This window comes from Mesorhizobium sp. WSM4976 (assembly GCF_029625685.1).
In the GTDB taxonomy this organism is placed as follows: domain Bacteria; phylum Pseudomonadota; class Alphaproteobacteria; order Rhizobiales; family Rhizobiaceae; genus Mesorhizobium.
The window spans coordinates 249,147-265,944 of record NZ_JARTVT010000001.1 but is presented as its reverse complement, the minus strand read 5'-3'; the positions used below and the strand labels follow the sequence as shown (position 1 = coordinate 265,944).

Annotated in this window: 17 protein-coding genes; 8 read left to right on the top strand and 9 right to left on the bottom strand. The window is 62.0% G+C overall.

Annotated features, from left to right (window positions below; all coding sequences use genetic code 11):
* Window positions 1–7 precede the first annotated feature (7 nt).
* Window positions 8–613: a hydrolase gene (locus tag P9272_RS01190; protein ID WP_278158578.1), complete on the bottom strand. Its 606-nt coding sequence runs from the start codon at window positions 611–613 to the stop codon at window positions 8–10.
* A 59-nt stretch (window positions 614–672) separates the two neighbouring features.
* Between P9272_RS01190 and groL the strand changes: the two genes are divergently transcribed.
* Complete coding sequence (gene groL / locus P9272_RS01185; RefSeq protein WP_128259724.1) at window positions 673–2,295, top strand: chaperonin GroEL; 1,623 nt, start codon at window positions 673–675, stop codon at window positions 2,293–2,295.
* 294 nt (window positions 2,296–2,589) lie between these two features.
* Here the strand turns inward: groL and P9272_RS01180 are convergent, their stop codons facing one another.
* The 6 genes from P9272_RS01180 to P9272_RS01155 all read right to left on the bottom strand — a co-directional run bounded on the left by P9272_RS01180 (window position 2,590) and on the right by P9272_RS01155 (window position 7,577).
* Entirely contained in the window at window positions 2,590–3,426 is an 837-nt protein-coding gene (locus P9272_RS01180; protein WP_278158219.1) for a universal stress protein, read from the bottom strand.
* Window positions 3,427–3,481: 55 nt separating this feature from the next.
* Entirely contained in the window at window positions 3,482–4,309 is an 828-nt protein-coding gene (locus tag P9272_RS01175; RefSeq protein WP_278158218.1) for a universal stress protein, read from the bottom strand.
* A 73-nt stretch (window positions 4,310–4,382) separates the two neighbouring features.
* On the bottom strand, window positions 4,383–4,808 hold the full coding sequence (locus P9272_RS01170) for a DUF3775 domain-containing protein (protein ID WP_128259721.1): 426 nt from the start codon (window positions 4,806–4,808) through the stop codon (window positions 4,383–4,385).
* Window positions 4,809–4,855: 47 nt separating this feature from the next.
* Complete coding sequence (locus P9272_RS01165) at window positions 4,856–5,182, bottom strand: cytochrome c (RefSeq protein WP_278158576.1); 327 nt, start codon at window positions 5,180–5,182, stop codon at window positions 4,856–4,858.
* 63 nt (window positions 5,183–5,245) lie between these two features.
* A complete protein-coding gene (locus tag P9272_RS01160; RefSeq protein ID WP_278158215.1) occupies window positions 5,246–7,054 on the bottom strand; it encodes an alpha/beta fold hydrolase in 1,809 nt (602 codons plus the stop codon).
* Between the two features lie 70 nt (window positions 7,055–7,124).
* On the bottom strand, window positions 7,125–7,577 hold the full coding sequence (locus P9272_RS01155) for a phasin family protein (protein ID WP_278158213.1): 453 nt from the start codon (window positions 7,575–7,577) through the stop codon (window positions 7,125–7,127).
* A 300-nt stretch (window positions 7,578–7,877) separates the two neighbouring features.
* On the opposite strand from P9272_RS01155, the gene P9272_RS01150 reads away from it, so the two are divergent.
* Together P9272_RS01150 and P9272_RS01145 are read left to right on the top strand one after the other, a co-directional pair.
* Complete coding sequence (locus P9272_RS01150; RefSeq protein ID WP_128259718.1) at window positions 7,878–8,411, top strand: flavin reductase family protein; 534 nt, start codon at window positions 7,878–7,880, stop codon at window positions 8,409–8,411.
* Window positions 8,412–8,516: 105 nt separating this feature from the next.
* Complete coding sequence (locus P9272_RS01145; protein WP_278158210.1) at window positions 8,517–9,344, top strand: universal stress protein; 828 nt, start codon at window positions 8,517–8,519, stop codon at window positions 9,342–9,344.
* 168 nt (window positions 9,345–9,512) lie between these two features.
* On the opposite strand, the gene P9272_RS01140 is transcribed toward P9272_RS01145, so the two are convergent.
* On the bottom strand, window positions 9,513–10,163 hold the full coding sequence (locus P9272_RS01140; protein WP_128259716.1) for a BON domain-containing protein: 651 nt from the start codon (window positions 10,161–10,163) through the stop codon (window positions 9,513–9,515).
* Between the two features lie 136 nt (window positions 10,164–10,299).
* Window positions 10,300–12,126 carry an ATP-dependent zinc metalloprotease FtsH gene (gene ftsH / locus P9272_RS01135; protein WP_278158206.1) on the bottom strand — a complete coding sequence of 609 codons (1,827 nt, stop codon included), beginning with the start codon at window positions 12,124–12,126 and terminating at the stop codon, window positions 10,300–10,302.
* A gap of 262 nt (window positions 12,127–12,388) precedes the next feature.
* On the opposite strand from ftsH, the gene P9272_RS01130 reads away from it, so the two are divergent.
* From P9272_RS01130 to P9272_RS01110, 5 genes are all read left to right on the top strand, one after another.
* Window positions 12,389–13,207: an ATP-binding cassette domain-containing protein gene (locus P9272_RS01130; protein WP_278158204.1), complete on the top strand. Its 819-nt coding sequence runs from the start codon at window positions 12,389–12,391 to the stop codon at window positions 13,205–13,207.
* Entirely contained in the window at window positions 13,200–13,991 is a 792-nt protein-coding gene (locus tag P9272_RS01125; protein WP_128259713.1) for an ABC transporter permease, read from the top strand. The genes P9272_RS01130 and P9272_RS01125 overlap by 8 nt, the downstream gene beginning before the upstream one ends.
* A gap of 30 nt (window positions 13,992–14,021) precedes the next feature.
* Window positions 14,022–15,329, top strand: coding sequence for a divalent metal cation transporter (locus P9272_RS01120; RefSeq protein WP_278158201.1), 1,308 nt, complete (start codon window positions 14,022–14,024; stop codon window positions 15,327–15,329).
* 197 nt (window positions 15,330–15,526) lie between these two features.
* Window positions 15,527–15,736 carry a ChaB family protein gene (locus P9272_RS01115; RefSeq protein WP_128259711.1) on the top strand — a complete coding sequence of 70 codons (210 nt, stop codon included), beginning with the start codon at window positions 15,527–15,529 and terminating at the stop codon, window positions 15,734–15,736.
* Window positions 15,737–16,165: 429 nt separating this feature from the next.
* A complete protein-coding gene (locus P9272_RS01110) occupies window positions 16,166–16,786 on the top strand; it encodes a hypothetical protein (RefSeq protein WP_278158198.1) in 621 nt (206 codons plus the stop codon).
* The last annotated feature ends 12 nt before the right edge of the window (window positions 16,787–16,798 follow it).

Genomic DNA, 16,798 nt, shown 5'->3' with positions numbered 1-16,798 from the left:
GTTGCGGCTAGCCCACGGCCGCCACCCCAACGACATAGTTCTTTCCGTAAGTTTCGGCGCATTTCGGACAGGTGGTATAGAAGAAATAGACGTCGCCCGGTTCCAGTTTTCGATCGCGCGCGACCTGCTGCATCTCTTCGTGCCACTGCCTTGCCTGGCTGTAGGGGCCTTCGAATACTTTCGTCACGAAGTCTCCACTCAGTGTCGTCATTGCCTCTTCCGGCACCGGCTTCGAGACCGAGAAGAGATGTTCGCTGCTCCAGGGCGAGAGATCGCGGCTGAGAACGATTGACTGGCCCTCGGCCGAAGCGCCGGCATCGTCGATGTGCCGATTAACGCGCGCGAAAACGCTGCCCATGTTCACGGGAACATGCATGACGCTGTGCGTTACTGCTCTCACGAACGGCTTGTCGCGGAAATGCAACTCCTGATCGTCCCAGCCGCCGGGATTGAACTTGGGGCAGCAGCCGGTCGTGTTCACGCTGGTGTCGTAGTGTGGCGTCTCGTTCGTTCGCATCGTCGCCTCCTGACCTGAGTGCGCATCAGACCAGTTGGCGAACCAGTCCTCATTGATTCCGGTCAACGCCGACAGGAATGCACAATTGATGCGCATCAAGGTTGGTCGGCGCCACCGCGGCTATGGAAACTGGTCGGATAATCTTGGAGACCATCATGGCCCACAAACAGGTATTGTTCCGCTCGGCGGCGCGCGAAAAAATCCTGCGCGGCGCGACCCAACTTGCCGACGCCGTGCGGGTGACGCTCGGTCCACGTTCGAAGTCGGTTCTGATCGAAAAAAAATGGGGCGCGCCCATCGTCTGCAACGACGGGGTGACAATCGCCAAGGAATTCGACCTGAAGGACCCGGAGGAAAATCTCGGCGCCCGCATGCTGAGGCAGGCGGCCGAGAAGACGGGCGACATGGTCGGCGACGGAACGAGCACATCGACCATACTTGCCCACGCGATGTTCGCCGACGGTGTGCGCAACGTAGTCGCCGGCGCGAGCGCGATTGACATCAAGCGCGGCCTTGACCGCGCGACGAAGCGGGCAATCGAAACGCTCAAGCAGATATCGCGGCCGGTCTCGACCAGGCGCGAGAAGGAACAGGTGGCGACGATCTCTGCCCATAACGATCCACTGATCGGAGAACTTATCGGCGAGGCCATGGAGAAGGTCGGCGGCGAAGGCGTCATAACGGTCGAGGAATCGAAGACCACCGAAACGGTCCTGGACGTGGTCGAAGGCATGCAATTCGATCGGGGCTTCCTCTCCCCTTACTTCGTGACCGATACCGAGAAGATGGAGGCGGTGCTGGAGGACTCGCTCGTGCTCATCGTCGAGAAGAAAATCTCCTCGCTCAACGACCTCATCAAGCTGCTCGAGGCGGTGGCGAAATCGGGTTCGCCTTTGCTGGTGATCGCGGAGGACGTCGAGGGCGAGGCGCTCGCCACGCTCATCGTCAACCAGATCCGCGGCACGTTCAAGAACTGCGCCGTGAAAGCGCCCGGCTTCGGCGATCGCCGCAAGGCCATGCTGCAGGACATTGCCGTCCTCACGGGCGGACAGGTCATTTCCGAGGATATCGGCCTCAAGCTCGAGAATGTGACGATGGCTCAGTTGGGGCGTGCCAAGCGCGTGGTGGTCGACAAGGACAACACCACGATCATCGGCGGCAGCGGCGACCAGAAGGCAATCAAGGGCCGCGTCGAGCAGATCCGGCGAGAGATCAGCGATACGACCAGCGACTACGACCGCGAGAAGCTTCAGGAACGGCTCGCCAAGCTCGCCGGCGGCGTGGCCGTCATCAAGGTAGGCGCGCCGACGGAAGCCGAGATGAAGTCCAAGAAGGAAGCGCTCGACGACGCCATCAGCGCCACCAAGGCGGCTGTCGCGGAGGGTATCGTGCCCGGCGGCGGATTGGCCCTGCTGCGCTGCATCGGCGCGGTCGCCGAGGAAGAAGCACGGTGCGAAGGCGATGAACGCACCGGCATCCAGATCCTCAGGCGCGCGCTCGAAATGCCTGTGCGCCAGATCGCCGAGAATTCGGCCGTCGACGGCGGCGTGGTCGTCGCCAGGATGATCGAAGGCAAAGGAAATTTCGGCTTCGACGCCGGCCGGAAGGAATATGTCGACCTGGTCGAGGCCGGTATCATCGACCCGACCAAGGTGGTCCGCATCGCGCTGGAAAACGCCGTTTCGGTCGCCAGCGTGCTTCTGCTGACCGAAGCGACCATGACCGAGATCCCGGAACCGGCAAAGGAGCGCGCGCTTGAGCCGGAAATGCCGATGTAGTCAGCGCGGAGGACGGTGAAAGCGGGACGCGATATTGCACGATCGCACGGAGAGAAAGGGAGTTCGAGATGGCAAGGAGAACTGATAAAGGTCGGCCGGTGGGTCAAGGTGCTCATCGAGGGCTATGACATGCCGGTCAAGTTGAAGGCCGTCCAATTCTACCCCTTCGATGAGCACGACATTGCCCGAGCCCAAAGCGCGGTGCGTTGAAACTGGATCCAGGCGACGCGCTTCAAGTCGCAGTTTCGATGCATGTCGCTGTTGCCCCGGAACCGCGCTTCCGGGCGACGTGCATCAGTGCGACATCAAGACCGGCAGACGGAGATTCGACAAAATCCCCTCCGTTGCTCCGCCAAGCACAAAGTCCCTGAGGCGGGAGTGGCCCCAGCCACCCATGACCAGCAGGTTGCCGCCAATTTTAAGCGCATGGTCCTGCAGGACGACGCCGATCTCACTGTCGCCGGTTTGAATGGACTCGGCCTTCGCACGCAGCCCGCGCGCCACAAGTCCATCACCCAGGCGTTCAGCGATATCCTTGCCCGGCAGCACCTTCTCATCGGTCACGCTCACGATCGATATTGCCGATGCCCGCTCCAGGAACGGCCTGGCGTCGGCCAAAGCCCTTGCAGCCACTCGGCTGCCGTCCCAAGCGATCACCACGTTATCGAGCGCACCGACATCTTCGTCACCCGGAAGAATCAAGGTCGGCCGGCCGGAGCTGAACACGACCTCCTCCGCGGTCATGCGGATTGACTCGATATTGCGTGTCCACCCGACCATGCAGAGGTCAAAATAGCGCCCCTCCCTGGCTGCAGTTTCCCCTATGAACGCGGGCTGCGCTTTCAGCTCCTGGCTGGTCAAGGTGACTTTGCATCGCGCAGCTTCGGCCGCGACATTCTCCAACAGGGCCTTGCCGCGATTCCTGCTGGCCGCCTCGACCTCACGGATCTTCGCGGGGAGGTCGAGCAGGAAGCTGGACAGCGCGTTGGAAACGTCCGGAATGTCGACATTGATGACCGCCGCATCCAACGTGGCGCCAAGCCGCTTGGCCACGGCCACCGCATTCGATGCAATCTTCGGGCCCGGCGGGTCCGGATAAGTCGGCAGGAACAGAGATGCCAGCAGCTGCATAGTTTGTCTCCTTGGATCTTATGCCCGCCTGGCGGACATGGATTGCGGTGGCTACTCAGTTCGACAGCAGCCTGTGGAACCAGCCAGATCCGAGCAGGGATCGCGTCGCGCCCCCGAACGCCCATTCGCGGAACCGGCTATGGCCATAACCACCGGCTACAATGAGATCGGCCCCGATTCGATCAGCCCCAGCGATAATCGAGTCGCCCACCGAGCTGCCCTCGCTTTCGAGCAACTGGGACCGGGCTTTCACACCATGCCTCATCAGGAAGCGAACCACATCGGCCGCGCCATCCCGCGCGACGAGCGTTCCTTCCTCGGCCGCATTGAAAACGGTCACCTCCTTGGCGTTGCACAGGAAAGGCATCGCATCGACCACGGCCCGCCGCGCTTCGCGGCAATCCTTCCAGGCGACCATGATCCTCTCACCTTTGAAGGTGGCGAGATCGTCGGCTGCAAACAGAACCGGCCTGCCCGCGGAAAGCACCAATGCTCCCGGATCCACGGTTCTCTGGAAATCGCCGGCGGCAGCCGCGGCCGGCGCTCCGGTGATCACCAGATCAGCGGCCCGCGCGTGTAGGGCCACGGCGCGTGTAGGGTCGTCGAGTTCCGCACGCCAAGATGCGTGTTCGTTTTCACCGACGACGGCGAGGAACTCCTCCTTGAGCTTGCTGACACGATCCTCGATCTCCAGCGTCCGCTGACGCAACATGTCGGCCACGGCCGGAGAAGATTCGCTCGGCGACACTCTTGTGGAGGGCTCGGCGGCCGCCACCGCGATAAGATTCGCCTCGAACTTCCTTGCGACCTGGTGCGCGAAAATCAGGCGCGGCGTCGCCGGGGCGTCGACATCGAGCTGGACCAATATCGTCGTGTAGATCATGCCCGGACTCCATCAGAGACGGGTAGACCAGCACGGCCGAATGCGTCCCGCTTTGATATGCATCAACTTCGGTTCAGTCGGGGCAAGACAGGCCGAGAGCGTCGAGTCCGGCCGCAAGGTGATCGCCCAACAGCGGGTTGCCGCAAAGATAGTCGGCCGTGTGCCTGTTGTGAGCGTAGGCGGCTTGCTGGCGAACTTCGTCCCAATCGGCCGCCTTGCCGTCATCCCTGCCGAGCCATGTCAACGCTACGAGGTCGATCTGCTCGTCGACGGAGAGATCCGAGATCAGCGACCCGAGCTCTTCACGCACGGGGTCATCATCATGGTCCTGAAGCACCGCGATTTCGCCGTCGTCCGTGGGATTGGAGCCCGCATCCGGCTCGGTGACGGCAACCTTGACGTCGAATCCATGCGCCTTGGCGATTATGAAACAGACCTTCCCGGCGGAGATTGCCAGCTCAGGAGCCTCGGTATCCTCGCTTCCTTTTCCGCGTTTCATCCGATACCTCCTCTTGTGTCATCAGCGCTCTCTCGCGCGGATCCACGTCATCGGCCGAGGCTCCCGATATAGGCGATGATCGCCTCGATCTGATCCGGAGAGGCCACAAACTCGGGCATGTCCGGATGCCCGGTGGAGATCCCCTCGGCCAAGGCTTCTTGCAGGTCCTCGATCGGATAGCGGCGGTGCAATAGGCGAAAAGGCGGGGCATCGGGATGGGTGCTCTCGCCAGTCCGGCCGACTGCATGGCATCGCGCGCAGTTTGTTTCGACCAGCCTTTTGCCATAAGCAACCTGCGAATTATCGCCCGCCCAAGCCGGCGATGCGAAGGCGATGGCAAACGGCAAAACCTTGAGCGCTGTTCGATGTTTCATGGCTGCTGAGTAGGCCGTTGGCGGACGCCGCGCCTTGACCTCGCTCAAACGGCTGGAACGCAGCTATCGCTCAAGGACATACGTGCCGGGCGCAGCGCAAACCGTCTTCGAGGTGCCCGACGCATCGCCCCGGTCCGCCGCGACCTCACGGCTGGAATGACTGGCCAGCCATTCGACCCAGGCCGGCCACCAGGAGCCATATGTCACGGCCGCCTCTTTTGCCCACTCGTCCGGGCCGGGACGAATGGCGGCATGGCGACAACTGAGCCTTCTATAGGATCGGTTCGAGTGTCCGGGCTCCGACACTATACCCGCATTGTGACCGCCGGTGGTCAGGACGAAGTCGATATCGGTGTCCAGGAGATAGGTCAGCTTGAATACCGAACGCCACGGCGCGACATGGTCCGTCTCGGTGCCGACCGCGAAGACCGGGACTCGAATGTCTTCCAGATGAACAGGCCTTCCCCCGACGCGAAAGCGTCCCTCGACAAGATCGTTGTCCAGATAGAGCTGCCGCAAATATTCGGACTGCATCCGAAACGGCATACGGGTTGAATCGGCGTTCCAGGCCATGAGGTCGCTCATCGGAGCACGCTCGCCGAGCAGATATTCGCGCACCATGCGTGACCAGATCAGATCCTGCGAGCGAAGCATCTGGAAAGCGCCAGCCATGCGGCGCTGGTCGAGTGTGCCTTCGACCCACATCACGTCCTCGAGCAGCGTGATCTGGCTCTCGTCGATGAACAGGCCGAGTTCGCCCGGTTCTTCGAAATCGACCTGCGCCGCGAAAAGCGACAGGCTGGCCAGGCGGTGATCGCCGTCACGGGCCATTGCCGACGCCGCTATCGACAGCAACGTGCCGCCAAGGCAGTAGCCCACCCCGTGGATCCGGCTGCTTCCCGTCGCCGCCTCGACCGCATCCATCGCCGCCATGGCACCGAGCCGGCGATAGTCGTCCAGCGAGACTCCGGCTTGGTCCCTGCCCGGATTGCGCCAGGAGATGCAGAAAACCGTATAGCCGCTCTGGACAAGATAGCGGACCAGCGAGTTCCGCGGTGAAAGATCAAGGATATAGTATTTCATGATCCAGGCGGGGACAATGAGGATTGGCTCCTCCTTCACGGTGTCGGTCATCGGCGCATAACGGATCAACTCGATCAGTTCATTGCGGAAGATCACCTCGCCCGGTGTGGCGGCGACCTCGATGCCGGGCCGAAAGTTTTCCACGCCAGCCGGCGGCTTGCCGTCGGCCAGACGCAGCAGGTCATCGACTAGATTGGTGGCGCCGTTGACGAGATTGGCGCCGTTTTTCCGAAAAGTCTTATCGATGACCTCCGGGTTGAGCGCCGGGAAATTGGAAGGAGAGACGGTATCCAGGATCTGCCGGCTGTAAAACTCGACGAGGCGTTCATGCCTTCTGGTAACGCCTGGAAGTCCGCTGGTCGCGTTGTGCCACCATTGCTGGGAAAGCAGGAAGGCTTGCTGCGCGGCATTGAAGGGGAATGACTGCCACGCTTGATGCTGGAACCTTCTGTCTTGTGGCAGGGGCGTGATGGTTGGCGTGGCGGCCCCCATTCCAAGCCCGCAGCGAAAAAGAAAATCATTCAACCTGACAAGCTTCTCGACCGCCTTGGTGGAGACCTCGGCCTGCTTTCCCGGTGATGTGGACAGGTGCAGCAGCCAGTCCTGCCAGGCCTGCAGGAGGCTGATCGGCGAAATGCCCGCAGTGAAGGCCGCCAACAGGGCATGCGAGAGCCTATCGACATCGCGATAGACGCTTGCGCTTCCTTCGTCCGGCAATAGCGGCGCCGGGGCCACAGCCACCACCTCTGTGCGCCTGGAACCATGAGGTGTTCCCGGGTCTTCCGCCATGTCATGATCGCTCCAGTCGAAGGACCGATCGGCGGCTGGTTTCGGCCTGCTTTTCCCCGGCGGCGACATTTCAGGCGGGAAGCGTTGCCGCAGCCATGTCGTTCATCGTTGTTTCCGCCTCCTTGCGGACTTGACCGGCCGTCTCCGAAGCCAGTTTGGCGCCGATGGAAGCGAATTTGCCGGCCTCTTTCGCATAGTCGGATGTGGCGTTCTGGACGAAGTTCACGAACACGTCGAAGGCATCGACGAACTCGTCACCGCCGGTCAGTTCCTCTACGAGCTTCAGGTCATCTTCGAACCGCCGCTTGAGGAAGGATACGCCTTCGATCTGGTAGCGCAGCAGCGCGCGGACCGAATGCGCCTGCATCGCGGCGGCGGCTCTTACAAATTTCTGGCCGGTTTGGGCGAAAGGGAGCAGTTCGGGGGCCCGAAACTCTTCTGGATTCCACATCATGGTGTCTTTCCCTTCGCTTCTCGCTTCAATTTCTTGATTTTGGCTGACGCGGCGGTGAGCGGCGTCCAAAGCCTTGGCTTCCTGACAAGCTTTTGCTCCGCCGGAACGATGCCTGCTCGAAATAGATCGCGGCTCCGGCGATGAAGCCGAGGCAGAGCACGGCGCCCCATAGCAGGAAATCTTCAGTGGCCATCAACGAGCCCCTTTGGTCGTCCTACTCAAGGATCGCAGATCCGCGCAAGCTGGCATTGATCATGATCAATCCGGCCCGGCATGCCGGCTTTGACCCTGATCAAGGCGAATGATGGCAATGCCCGCGACAAGTGCGGGACAACAAGCCCATCCGCAGACGCGAAGCGAGAGACGGATATGAAAGAATTGCCGCTTGCCGATGTCTACCGGCTGATTGAACCCGGTCCGGTCGTCCTGCTTTCGACGCGGTCCCGGCAAGGCCGATCGAATATCATGACGATGTCCTGGCACATGATGGTGGAATTCGCGCCGCCAACGATCGCCTGCGTGGTATCGAGCAATGACCTCTCATTCTTCGCGTTGCGTCAAACGCGAGAATGCGTGATTGCAATCCCCGCCGTCGGCCTTGCGGAGAAGGTCGTTAAGGTCGGCAATTGCTCCGGCCGGGACACGGACAAATTCGCGACCGCGTGGTTCACCCCGCTTCCCGCCGAACAGGTGTCGGCGCCGCTGGTGGCCGAGTGTTTCGCCAACCTCGAGTGCCGCGTGGTCGATACGCGCCTGGTCAACAGATACAATCTCTTCGTCCTGGAAGTCGTCAAGGCGTGGATCGATCCGCAACAGCCGAGGCCGAAAACCATCCATCACATAGGAAACGGCGCCTTCGTGGTCGATGGCGAGGTGATCCATTTCGAATCCCGCATGCCTTGAAAGTCGGCGGCGGCTTAGAAGCGACTTTGATCCACATCAAGGCGCGCTTGCTCGTCGGACATAGGGTTTGGCTTCTCGAGAAGGATCAAATCGAAAGCGCGTGAGATGAGCTACAAATCAATTCTCCTGAACCTCAACATCGACGGTCCGATCGAACCGATCACGCGGATTGGCGTGAGCCTCGCCAAGCGCTTTGACGCCCGTTTGATAGGTTTTTGCGCCGCGGACGCTCCGTTGCCGGTGACGATGGCGCCTGAGGGCGCGGCGATCGCCGCCGAGATCTGGGAACAGTCGCGGGATGAGATCCGACACCGCCTGACCAGCCTCAGCGGCGAGTTCGACAGCCTGGTGGCCGGGGCGGTAAAGGCGGACTGGCATGGCGAGATCGAAAACCCGGATCACGCCGTGGCCCGGAGAGCCCGTATGGCCGACATCGTCGTCACCAGCGCTTCCCAAGGCGCGTCGACGGGCGACTCCTACTGCACGGTCGACCCGGGATCGCTGGTGCTGCGCGCGGGCCGTCCGGTCCTGGTCGCGGCGCAGGGCGCGATGGATTTGCCAGCTCGCAGGATCGTGGTGTCCTGGAAGGACACGCGTGAGGCCAGGCGAGCGGTGGCCGACGCTTTGCCGCTTATGGCCATGGCCGAGGAAGTCACCATAGTGGCGGTCGATCGCAATCCGGACGATTGGATCAGGGACAGCGTCAAGGACGTGGCGAGCTTCCTAGCCGGTCACGGTATCAAGGCGCACACCGAGATCATCAAGACGGCCGATGATGAAAGCAATCGTCTCGTCGATTTCTTCGCCTCGGTGAATGCCGAGCTGATTGTGTCGGGCGCCTATGGGCATAGCCGGTTGAGGGAGTGGGTGTTCGGCGGAGTTACCCGCTCCATGCTGGACGAGGTGTGGCTCAATCGGCTGATGTCGAATTGACGCCGCTGCCTAAGGGCGCATCTGTGTGACGACGGTCGCAGGGTAGCAGCATGTTAATCGCGGTGCCGCCACATAGCCCTCCTCTCCACCCGCGAAAAGGTGCCAGTGCCGGTGCACTGACACCTTGACGTCGACGGGCGGCAGGCCGCTATCCGCCTCGCCCGGTTGTCAACCGATGGTGATCCGGTCTTCGACCGTCTTCACGCCCGCGGCCGACCAGGCCGCCCGCTCGGCCGCCCTGCGTTCCGACCAGGCATGCACACGGCCCTCGAGCCTGACGGCGCCGTTGCCGATAACGTTGACCTTGATCGCCTGTGCCTCGAGCTCCGCATTGCGCTTCAACGCGTTCTCGATACGCTGCTTGATGTCATGGGTCGATGGTCGCGGCTTGATCTCGATCTGGTTGGTCACGCCAATGACGCCCGCGAGGTGACGCACGGCATCTTCCGCCGCCGTCTTCTGATATTGCCATTCGACCTTGCCGGTGAGCTTGATCCAACCGCCCTGCACGCCGATCTGAACCGTGCCGCCTGGAATGGAGGTGTGCCAGGCGATCGTGTTGACCGCGCGCTTGGCGATCTCGTCATCGGCGGTCTTGTGGGTGCCGAAGGGACGCACTTCCATCTCCTGGGCGATGGCTTTCACGCCCTTGACGTTCCGCACGACGTCTTCGACCTTCACCTTCTGAGCATAGGTCGGGACATGGCCGGTCAGCGTCACGACCCCATCGTCCACCGCAACGCCGATATTGGCGGCATCGACGCTGGGCTCGAAGTCCAGCTCATCGATGATGTCCTGCTTCAGGATGCTGTCACTCATTTTCCACCTCATTCCTTCAGGGGTACGTCTTGCAAGTATCGCCCGTGCGTGCGCGGTGACGTTGATTGCGGTCAAATTCCGATCGGATGCGCAATGGCCGCTGCGACGCAGCGACCATTCCCCGTCACGCCCGTAGCTAGGCGACCTTCCTCGCTGGGGGAGCTACCGGGGCCGCCCGACGCAGCGGCGGGAAATCGTCGGGCGTGATCGTTTCGCGATCGAGCAGCAGGCTGGCCCCGGCCCTGAGCTCATCCATCCGGGATCTGAGCAGTTCCTGGGCCGTGGCGAAGGCTTCGTCCAGCATCTGGCGGACGGCAACATCGACCTCACGCGCGGTGGCCTCCGAATAATCGCGCTGGCGCAGCGCCCCATCTCCCAGCCATTGCTGCTTTTGCTCCTCAAGCACGACCTGCCCCACGGCGGAACTCATGCCGAAGCGCGTAACGCTCTGGCGCGCGACGTCCGTTGCCTTGGCGAGATCGTCGGCGGCACCGGTCGAGACTTCCCCATAAACAATGTCCTCCGCTGCCCTGCCGGCCAGCAGCGCGACCATACGCTCCCTCAGTTCGCCTTCGGTGATCAGGAAGCGATCGTCGGTCGGACGCTGCATGGTATAGCCGAGCGCGCCGATCGAGCGTGGGATGATCGATACCTTGTGCACGGGATCAGTCTTGAGAAGCGCGGCCGCTGCAAGCGCATGTCCCATCTCGTGATACGCGACCCTCTCGCGCTCCCCCGGATTGAGCAGCCTGCTCTTGCGCTCGGAACCGGCTACGATGCGCTCCACCGCATTGGTGAAATCATCCATGGTCACCTTGTCGGCATTGCGCCGGGTGGCGAAGATCGCGGCTTCATTGACGAGATTGGCAAGGTCGGCCCCGGTGAACCCTGGTGTGATGGCCGCCACTTCACCAATGTCCACGCCCGTCGCCACCGCGACGCCGCGGACATGGACCCTGAGAATGGCCTCGCGTCCCTTCCGGTCGGGCCTGTCGATCACCACCTGGCGATCGAAGCGACCGGCGCGGGTAAGCGCCGGATCTAGGATTTCCGGCCGATTGGTGGCGGCGAGAAGCACAATGCCGACGCGAGGATCGAACCCGTCCAGCTCCGACAGGAGCTGGTTGAGCGTTTGCTCCTTCTCATCCGCGCCGCCATAGCCCGCGAAGGGACTGCGCGCTCGGCCAAGCGCGTCCAGCTCGTCGATGAAGATGATGCATGGCGCGGCCTGTCTTGCCTGCTCGAAGAGGTCACGGACGCGTGCGGCGCCCACACCGACGAACATCTCGACGAACTCGGAACCCGAGATCGAGAAGAAAGGCACGCCCGCCTCGCCGGCCACCGCGCGCGCCATCAGCGTCTTGCCGGTCCCTGGCGGCCCGACTAGGAGGATGCCCTTGGGGATGCGCGCGCCAAGGCGCCCATATTTGTCCTTGTCCTTCAGGAAGGAGACGATCTCCTGCAGCTCAAGCTTGGCCTCGTCGACGCCGGCGACATCGCCGAAGGTCACGCCCGTCTGCCTCTCCACATAGACCTTGGCCTTGGACTTGCCGATGTTGATCAGACCGCCCATTCCTTGTCGTTCGGCGAAGCCCCGGAAAAGAAACATCCAGAACCCGAAGAAAAGCAAGGCGGGCAGGATCCACGACAGCATGGTGGTAAGCCAGTTGCTGTCGGTGCCGCCCGACACCTTCACGCCGGCCTTCTCGAAGGCTTCGGCCGCGGCCGGATCGACGCGCGCGGCGATGAAAACACTTTTGCCGTCCTGCGGCTGCTTGAACTGACCCTGGATGGTTGTTTCAGTCAGCGTGACGGAGGCGATCTTGCCCTCCCCGACCAGCCGCATGACGTCACTGTAGGAGAGCTGCGCGACGTCACGCCAGCCGAGCCACAGCTGGAACATGCCCATCAAGACCAGAGCGAGGATGAAATAACCGATGTTGAAACCGTGCTTCTTGTCCATAGACGTCTCCGGCGAAAATCTTGCTGTTCTAGGGCGGCGATCACCGGGAATGCCAACATAGGCGGACCGGTTCGCCTCTCGTGAGCGGCAAAAGCGAGGCACCGGAAAGCTGCTCCGATGCGTCCTCCACAGGCCTATGGAACCCTCGCATGGCCGAAACTTCAGCGCAGCCTATCCGCGTAGCGCCCCCCAGACTTTGAGCGAGATCAAGGATTGCCCGCTCCGGAGGACCTACACAACGCGCGCTGTTGCCGGGTGACCAATGGACGCTTCTCCGCCACCGAAATCCGATCTCCTGATTGAAACCAACCGGCTGTCAAAATCCTTCGCTGGCCGCGTGGTGGTGGACCAGGTCGACATGCAGGTTCGCGCCGGTGAGATTTACGGCCTGATCGGGCCGAACGGCGCGGGTAAATCAACGCTGATCAAGATGCTGACGACGCTACTGCCGCCAACCGGCGGTGACGCCTTGATCGCGGGCCTCAACCTGAGGCGCCAATCCAGGGAAGTGCGCGCCAGCATTGGTTACGTGCCTCAGCTCGTGTCCGCCGACGGCGCGCTCACGGGATACGAAAACCTCCTGTTGTCGGCTCGCCTCTACCTGATCCCGCGCGCTGAACGGGCGGCGCGCATCAAGGAAGCACTCGAAATGACGGAGCTCACGGAAGCAGCCGATCGCCTCGCGCAGAATTACTCAGGCGGCATGCTGCGGCGACTGGAGATCGCACAGAGCACCCTGCACCGCCCCCGCCTGCTCGTGATGGACGAACCTACGGTTGGTCTCGACCCGGTCGCGCGGGATATCGTGTGGGATCATGTGCGCGACCTGCGCGGCCGCTTCGGCACGACAATCCTGGTGACGACGCATGTCATGCAGGAAGTGGACGCGCTGTGCGATAAGGTCGGCATTCTCCACCGTGGAAAGCTGGTTGAAACTGGTACGCCCGCCGAGCTGAAAGCATCCATCGGACCTGAAGCAACGCTTGACGACGTTTTCGCCGCCATAGCCGGCAAAGACGCCGAAACTTCCGGAGATTACCGCGATATCCGCCAGGCCCGCAGGAGCGCCGTCAATGGCTAGCCCGATCGCCCCCGTGGCGAACTTCGCCACCCAAGTATATGCCGTCGCGGATGCCGAGATCAGGAAACTTCGTCATGATCCAAGCGAGCTCCTCACCCGGGCCATCCAGCCGGTGATCTGGCTGGTGCTGTTCGGCGAGGTAATGGCCCAGGTGCGCGGGCTCGCTTCGGGCAATGGCCCCTATCTCGACTTCCTAGCGCCAGGCATCCTTGCGCAGAGCGTTCTCTTTGCCGCGATTTTCTACGGCATCGCTGCCATCTGGGAGCGGGATCTGGGCGTGCTCCATCGCTACATGGTGAGCCCCGCGCCACGGAGCGCTCTGGTCATCGGCAAAGCGGTGTCGTCCGCCGTTCGCGGACTTTCGCAAGCCGCAATGGTCTATCTGCTTGCCCTCCTGCTGGGCATCGCGGTGGACCTCAACCCCCTGCGTCTGCTCGCGGCCATCGTAATGATCGCGCTCGGTTCGGGGTTGTTTTCGACATTCTCGCTCATCATCGCCTGTATCGTCAGGACTCGCGAACGCTTCATGGGCATCGGTCAGGTCCTGACCATGCCGATCTTCTTCGCCAGCAATGCGATATATCCCATTGACATCATGCCGAACTGGCTGAAGGTCGTTTCGCTCGCGAACCCCTTGACCTACCAGGTCGACGCGCTGCGCGCGCTCATGCTCACGGGCGGCGTCAGCAGATATGGCCTCGCCGTCGACTTCATCGTGCTTGCCGCCATCGCCGCGGCGATGACCGTGATCGCGGCGCGTATCTATCCGCGCTTGACAATGTAGCACCCAGGCTGTGACTAAACGCCCGCGGCCATGAACATCCTGGACAAGAATATCGACGAAGCCCCGGTCTCTTCCGGATTGCGACGTCTGGTCGGCCGCCTGAAGGAACACCCTCTCGCCCGCGTCGGTCCAGGTCTGATCACCGGCGTGGCCGATGACGATCCGAGCGGAATCGCGACCTACTCGCAGGCAGGGGCGCAATTCGGCCTCAACATGCTTTGGACGATGCCGCTTTGCTTTCCGCTCATGGCGGCGGTCCAATCGATGTGCGGACGGATCGGGCGCGTTACCGGAAAGGGGCTCGCCGCGAACATAAAGGCGTTCTTCCCGCCGGTGGTGCTCAAATTCGTAGTGGTCTTGCTCCTGATTGCGAACACGCTGAACATAGCCGCCGACATAGCGGCCATGGGCGAGGTTGCAGAGCTCGCCACTGGCCTGAACAGGCATCTGGCCACGCTGTTCTTCACCTCCGGCACGTTAGTCCTACAGGTGGTCGTCCCGTATCATCGCTATGTGAATTTCCTCAAATGGCTGACGCTATCGCTGCTCGCCTACGCCGCCGTGCTTTTCACGGTCCATGTCCCGTGGAACGAGGTGGCGCTTCGCACCGTATGGCCCAAGCTGTCGCTCGACTCCGGCACCGCCACCATGGCCGTGGCAATCTTCGGCACCACGATCAGCCCGTATCTGTTCTTCTGGCAGGCATCCGAGGAGGTCGAGGAGATGAAAGGCGACCCTCCCCTTATCGAGGATGCCACCAGATCGGGAACGGAACTGCGCCGATTGCGCTGGGACACCTGGAGCGGGATGTTCTATTCGGATGTGACCTCCTACTTCATCATCCTGGCGACTGCCGTGACGCTCCATGTTGCCGGTGTCACGAACATCGAGACCGCGGCGCAGGCTGCCAGCGCCCTGCAGCCGCTGGCAGGCGATTTCGCCTTTGCGCTTTTTGCGACCGGCATACTCGGTGTCGGACTGATCGGCGTGCCCGTCCTGGCGGGCTCGGCGGCATACGCGCTGGCGGAGGCGATGGGATGGCAGGAGGGCCTCGAGCTCAAGGCCAGCGATGCCCGCGGCTTTTACGGCGTCATCACCGTCAGCATCCTGGCCGCGCTGGTCATCCAGTATCTTCCCATCAGCCCGATGAAGGCGCTGTTCTGGAGCGCCGTCATAAACGGCGTTGTCGCGGTACCGCTCATGGTGGTGGTCATATTGCTGGCTTCAAGCCGCTCCGTCATGGGACCTTTCGCATCCGGCCGGGCGATCGTCATTCTCGGCTGGGTAGCAACGGCAGTCATGGCCGGAGCGTCGATCATGATGTTCCTGCCCGGCTAACGCAGCCGCCCGGAGGCGGGCAACGGTTCCGGATGGCATGCGTCAAAACAGAAGACACAGCGCGTCGCCTGAATCCGTCTCGGGCGACGCCTCGGGGGCCGGGCATTCTTGAGCCAAATCAAAGTGCGCCCGTTCGCCAGTCCTATTTTGAAACGAAGTTAGCCGAACCCATTCGGTTGGAATCAGGAAATGCAACCGTGCCATATGCGTCGATCGAGGACCTGCCTCCGCCAATCCGTGAGTATCTCCCCTTGCATGCAAGAGAGATCTACCGCTCTGCATTCAACAACGCCTGGGACGAATATGTCGACCGCGGCGAGAAGCGTGAGGAAATCGCCCACCGGGTCGCATGGGCCGCGGTGAAGCATCGCTACCGCAAGCAAGGGGACGCGTGGGTGCCGCTGTAAGCGATTCTTTTTCGATGCATTGACCGAAATCAAATTTTTCGCATCGAAATCCTTCATACGTGGCGCAATAAGTACTTAAGGTAATGCCGCTCAATGAGAAATGCCGTCGCGAGGCTTGTCGACACCTGCAATGCTGAGAGAAGCAAGGGATCGGACTTTCCAACCATCTGGAGAGATGTGCTGAAGGCGCATCCCTGCGTGCTCGGACAGCCGGTGCAAGACAGCGGGGAGGACGGCCCCCTGTTGAGGATTCCCTTGATCACCGGCCAGTCCCTCGTGTTCCTGGGTTCGCATTTTTCTCTTTGGTGAACTCCCCGCCGCCGGGCGGGCCTGAACGGTTTGGCCGCATTCTGCACAACTTGACGAGGATCAAGGTCATTGCGTTCCTGACCTGTCTTGATGCCGCCAGCAATCAGCGGGAGACGCCAAATGGTCGGCATTACCTTGAGCCCCGAGCAGATCCGAACCGCTCCGTCGACGGTCCGGCAATGGCTGGAACATGAGATCGCGCATTCGCTCAGACTGGGTCCGTCAGCGGAACCAACTGCGCCCGACGCACCGCATCTGGTTGCCTGCAGCCCACAGGAAGCAGTGGCGATCTATGCCTCGATCCGCAGCATGCTCCCCGTCGTCAACGTTTTCTTCGAGCTTGGCCGCGAGGGGACCATGATCGGCGACCAGGGCCTTGTTGCCTTCCGGCTTGCCGACATGCTTCGCGACACGCGCCTCCCCGATGCACGGCATCTCGCCACTTGCCTGGACGTGATCGACCGGGCCTTCCGCTTGGCGCGCCGCGACGATCACGCCGTGCTTTCGATCCTCGACGCCGGAGGGTACTGCGTCGTCGCCGAGGCGACCCGGCGAAGCGTGCTCGCCGTGTGGTCGCAGGAAATGGCGGTGCAGCAATTCCCGGACAGCGCGGCGCCCGAGGGCGCCGAGATTTCGCCGGCCGAACCCTTCTCGACTTCCGGCACGCTGCCGCCTCAATCCATTCACATGGGCCAGTCTCTCGCCGAGCAGGCTACACAGCCGAACGGCCGACGAAACTAGAGGACGACCGCG

What these genes read in the sequence shown, in the direction of transcription:
- P9272_RS01145 (WP_278158210.1), top strand. Translation starts at nt 8,517, where the DNA reads ATGAGCTACAAATCAATTCTCCTGAACCTCAACATCGACGGTCCGATC.
- P9272_RS01150 (WP_128259718.1), top strand. Translation starts at nt 7,878, where the DNA reads ATGAAAGAATTGCCGCTTGCCGATGTCTACCGGCTGATTGAACCCGGT.
- groL (WP_128259724.1), top strand. Translation starts at nt 673, where the DNA reads ATGGCCCACAAACAGGTATTGTTCCGCTCGGCGGCGCGCGAAAAAATC.
- P9272_RS01180 (WP_278158219.1), bottom strand. Translation starts at nt 3,426, where the DNA reads ATGCAGCTGCTGGCATCTCTGTTCCTGCCGACTTATCCGGACCCGCCG.
- P9272_RS01125 (WP_128259713.1), top strand. Translation starts at nt 13,200, where the DNA reads ATGGCTAGCCCGATCGCCCCCGTGGCGAACTTCGCCACCCAAGTATAT.
- P9272_RS01160 (WP_278158215.1), bottom strand. Translation starts at nt 7,054, where the DNA reads ATGGCGGAAGACCCGGGAACACCTCATGGTTCCAGGCGCACAGAGGTG.
- P9272_RS01170 (WP_128259721.1), bottom strand. Translation starts at nt 4,808, where the DNA reads ATGAAACGCGGAAAAGGAAGCGAGGATACCGAGGCTCCTGAGCTGGCA.
- P9272_RS01175 (WP_278158218.1), bottom strand. Translation starts at nt 4,309, where the DNA reads ATGATCTACACGACGATATTGGTCCAGCTCGATGTCGACGCCCCGGCG.
- P9272_RS01110 (WP_278158198.1), top strand. Translation starts at nt 16,166, where the DNA reads ATGGTCGGCATTACCTTGAGCCCCGAGCAGATCCGAACCGCTCCGTCG.
- P9272_RS01140 (WP_128259716.1), bottom strand. Translation starts at nt 10,163, where the DNA reads ATGAGTGACAGCATCCTGAAGCAGGACATCATCGATGAGCTGGACTTC.
- P9272_RS01165 (WP_278158576.1), bottom strand. Translation starts at nt 5,182, where the DNA reads ATGAAACATCGAACAGCGCTCAAGGTTTTGCCGTTTGCCATCGCCTTC.
- P9272_RS01120 (WP_278158201.1), top strand. Translation starts at nt 14,022, where the DNA reads ATGAACATCCTGGACAAGAATATCGACGAAGCCCCGGTCTCTTCCGGA.
- P9272_RS01130 (WP_278158204.1), top strand. Translation starts at nt 12,389, where the DNA reads ATGGACGCTTCTCCGCCACCGAAATCCGATCTCCTGATTGAAACCAAC.
- ftsH (WP_278158206.1), bottom strand. Translation starts at nt 12,126, where the DNA reads ATGGACAAGAAGCACGGTTTCAACATCGGTTATTTCATCCTCGCTCTG.
- P9272_RS01190 (WP_278158578.1), bottom strand. Translation starts at nt 613, where the DNA reads ATGCGCATCAATTGTGCATTCCTGTCGGCGTTGACCGGAATCAATGAG.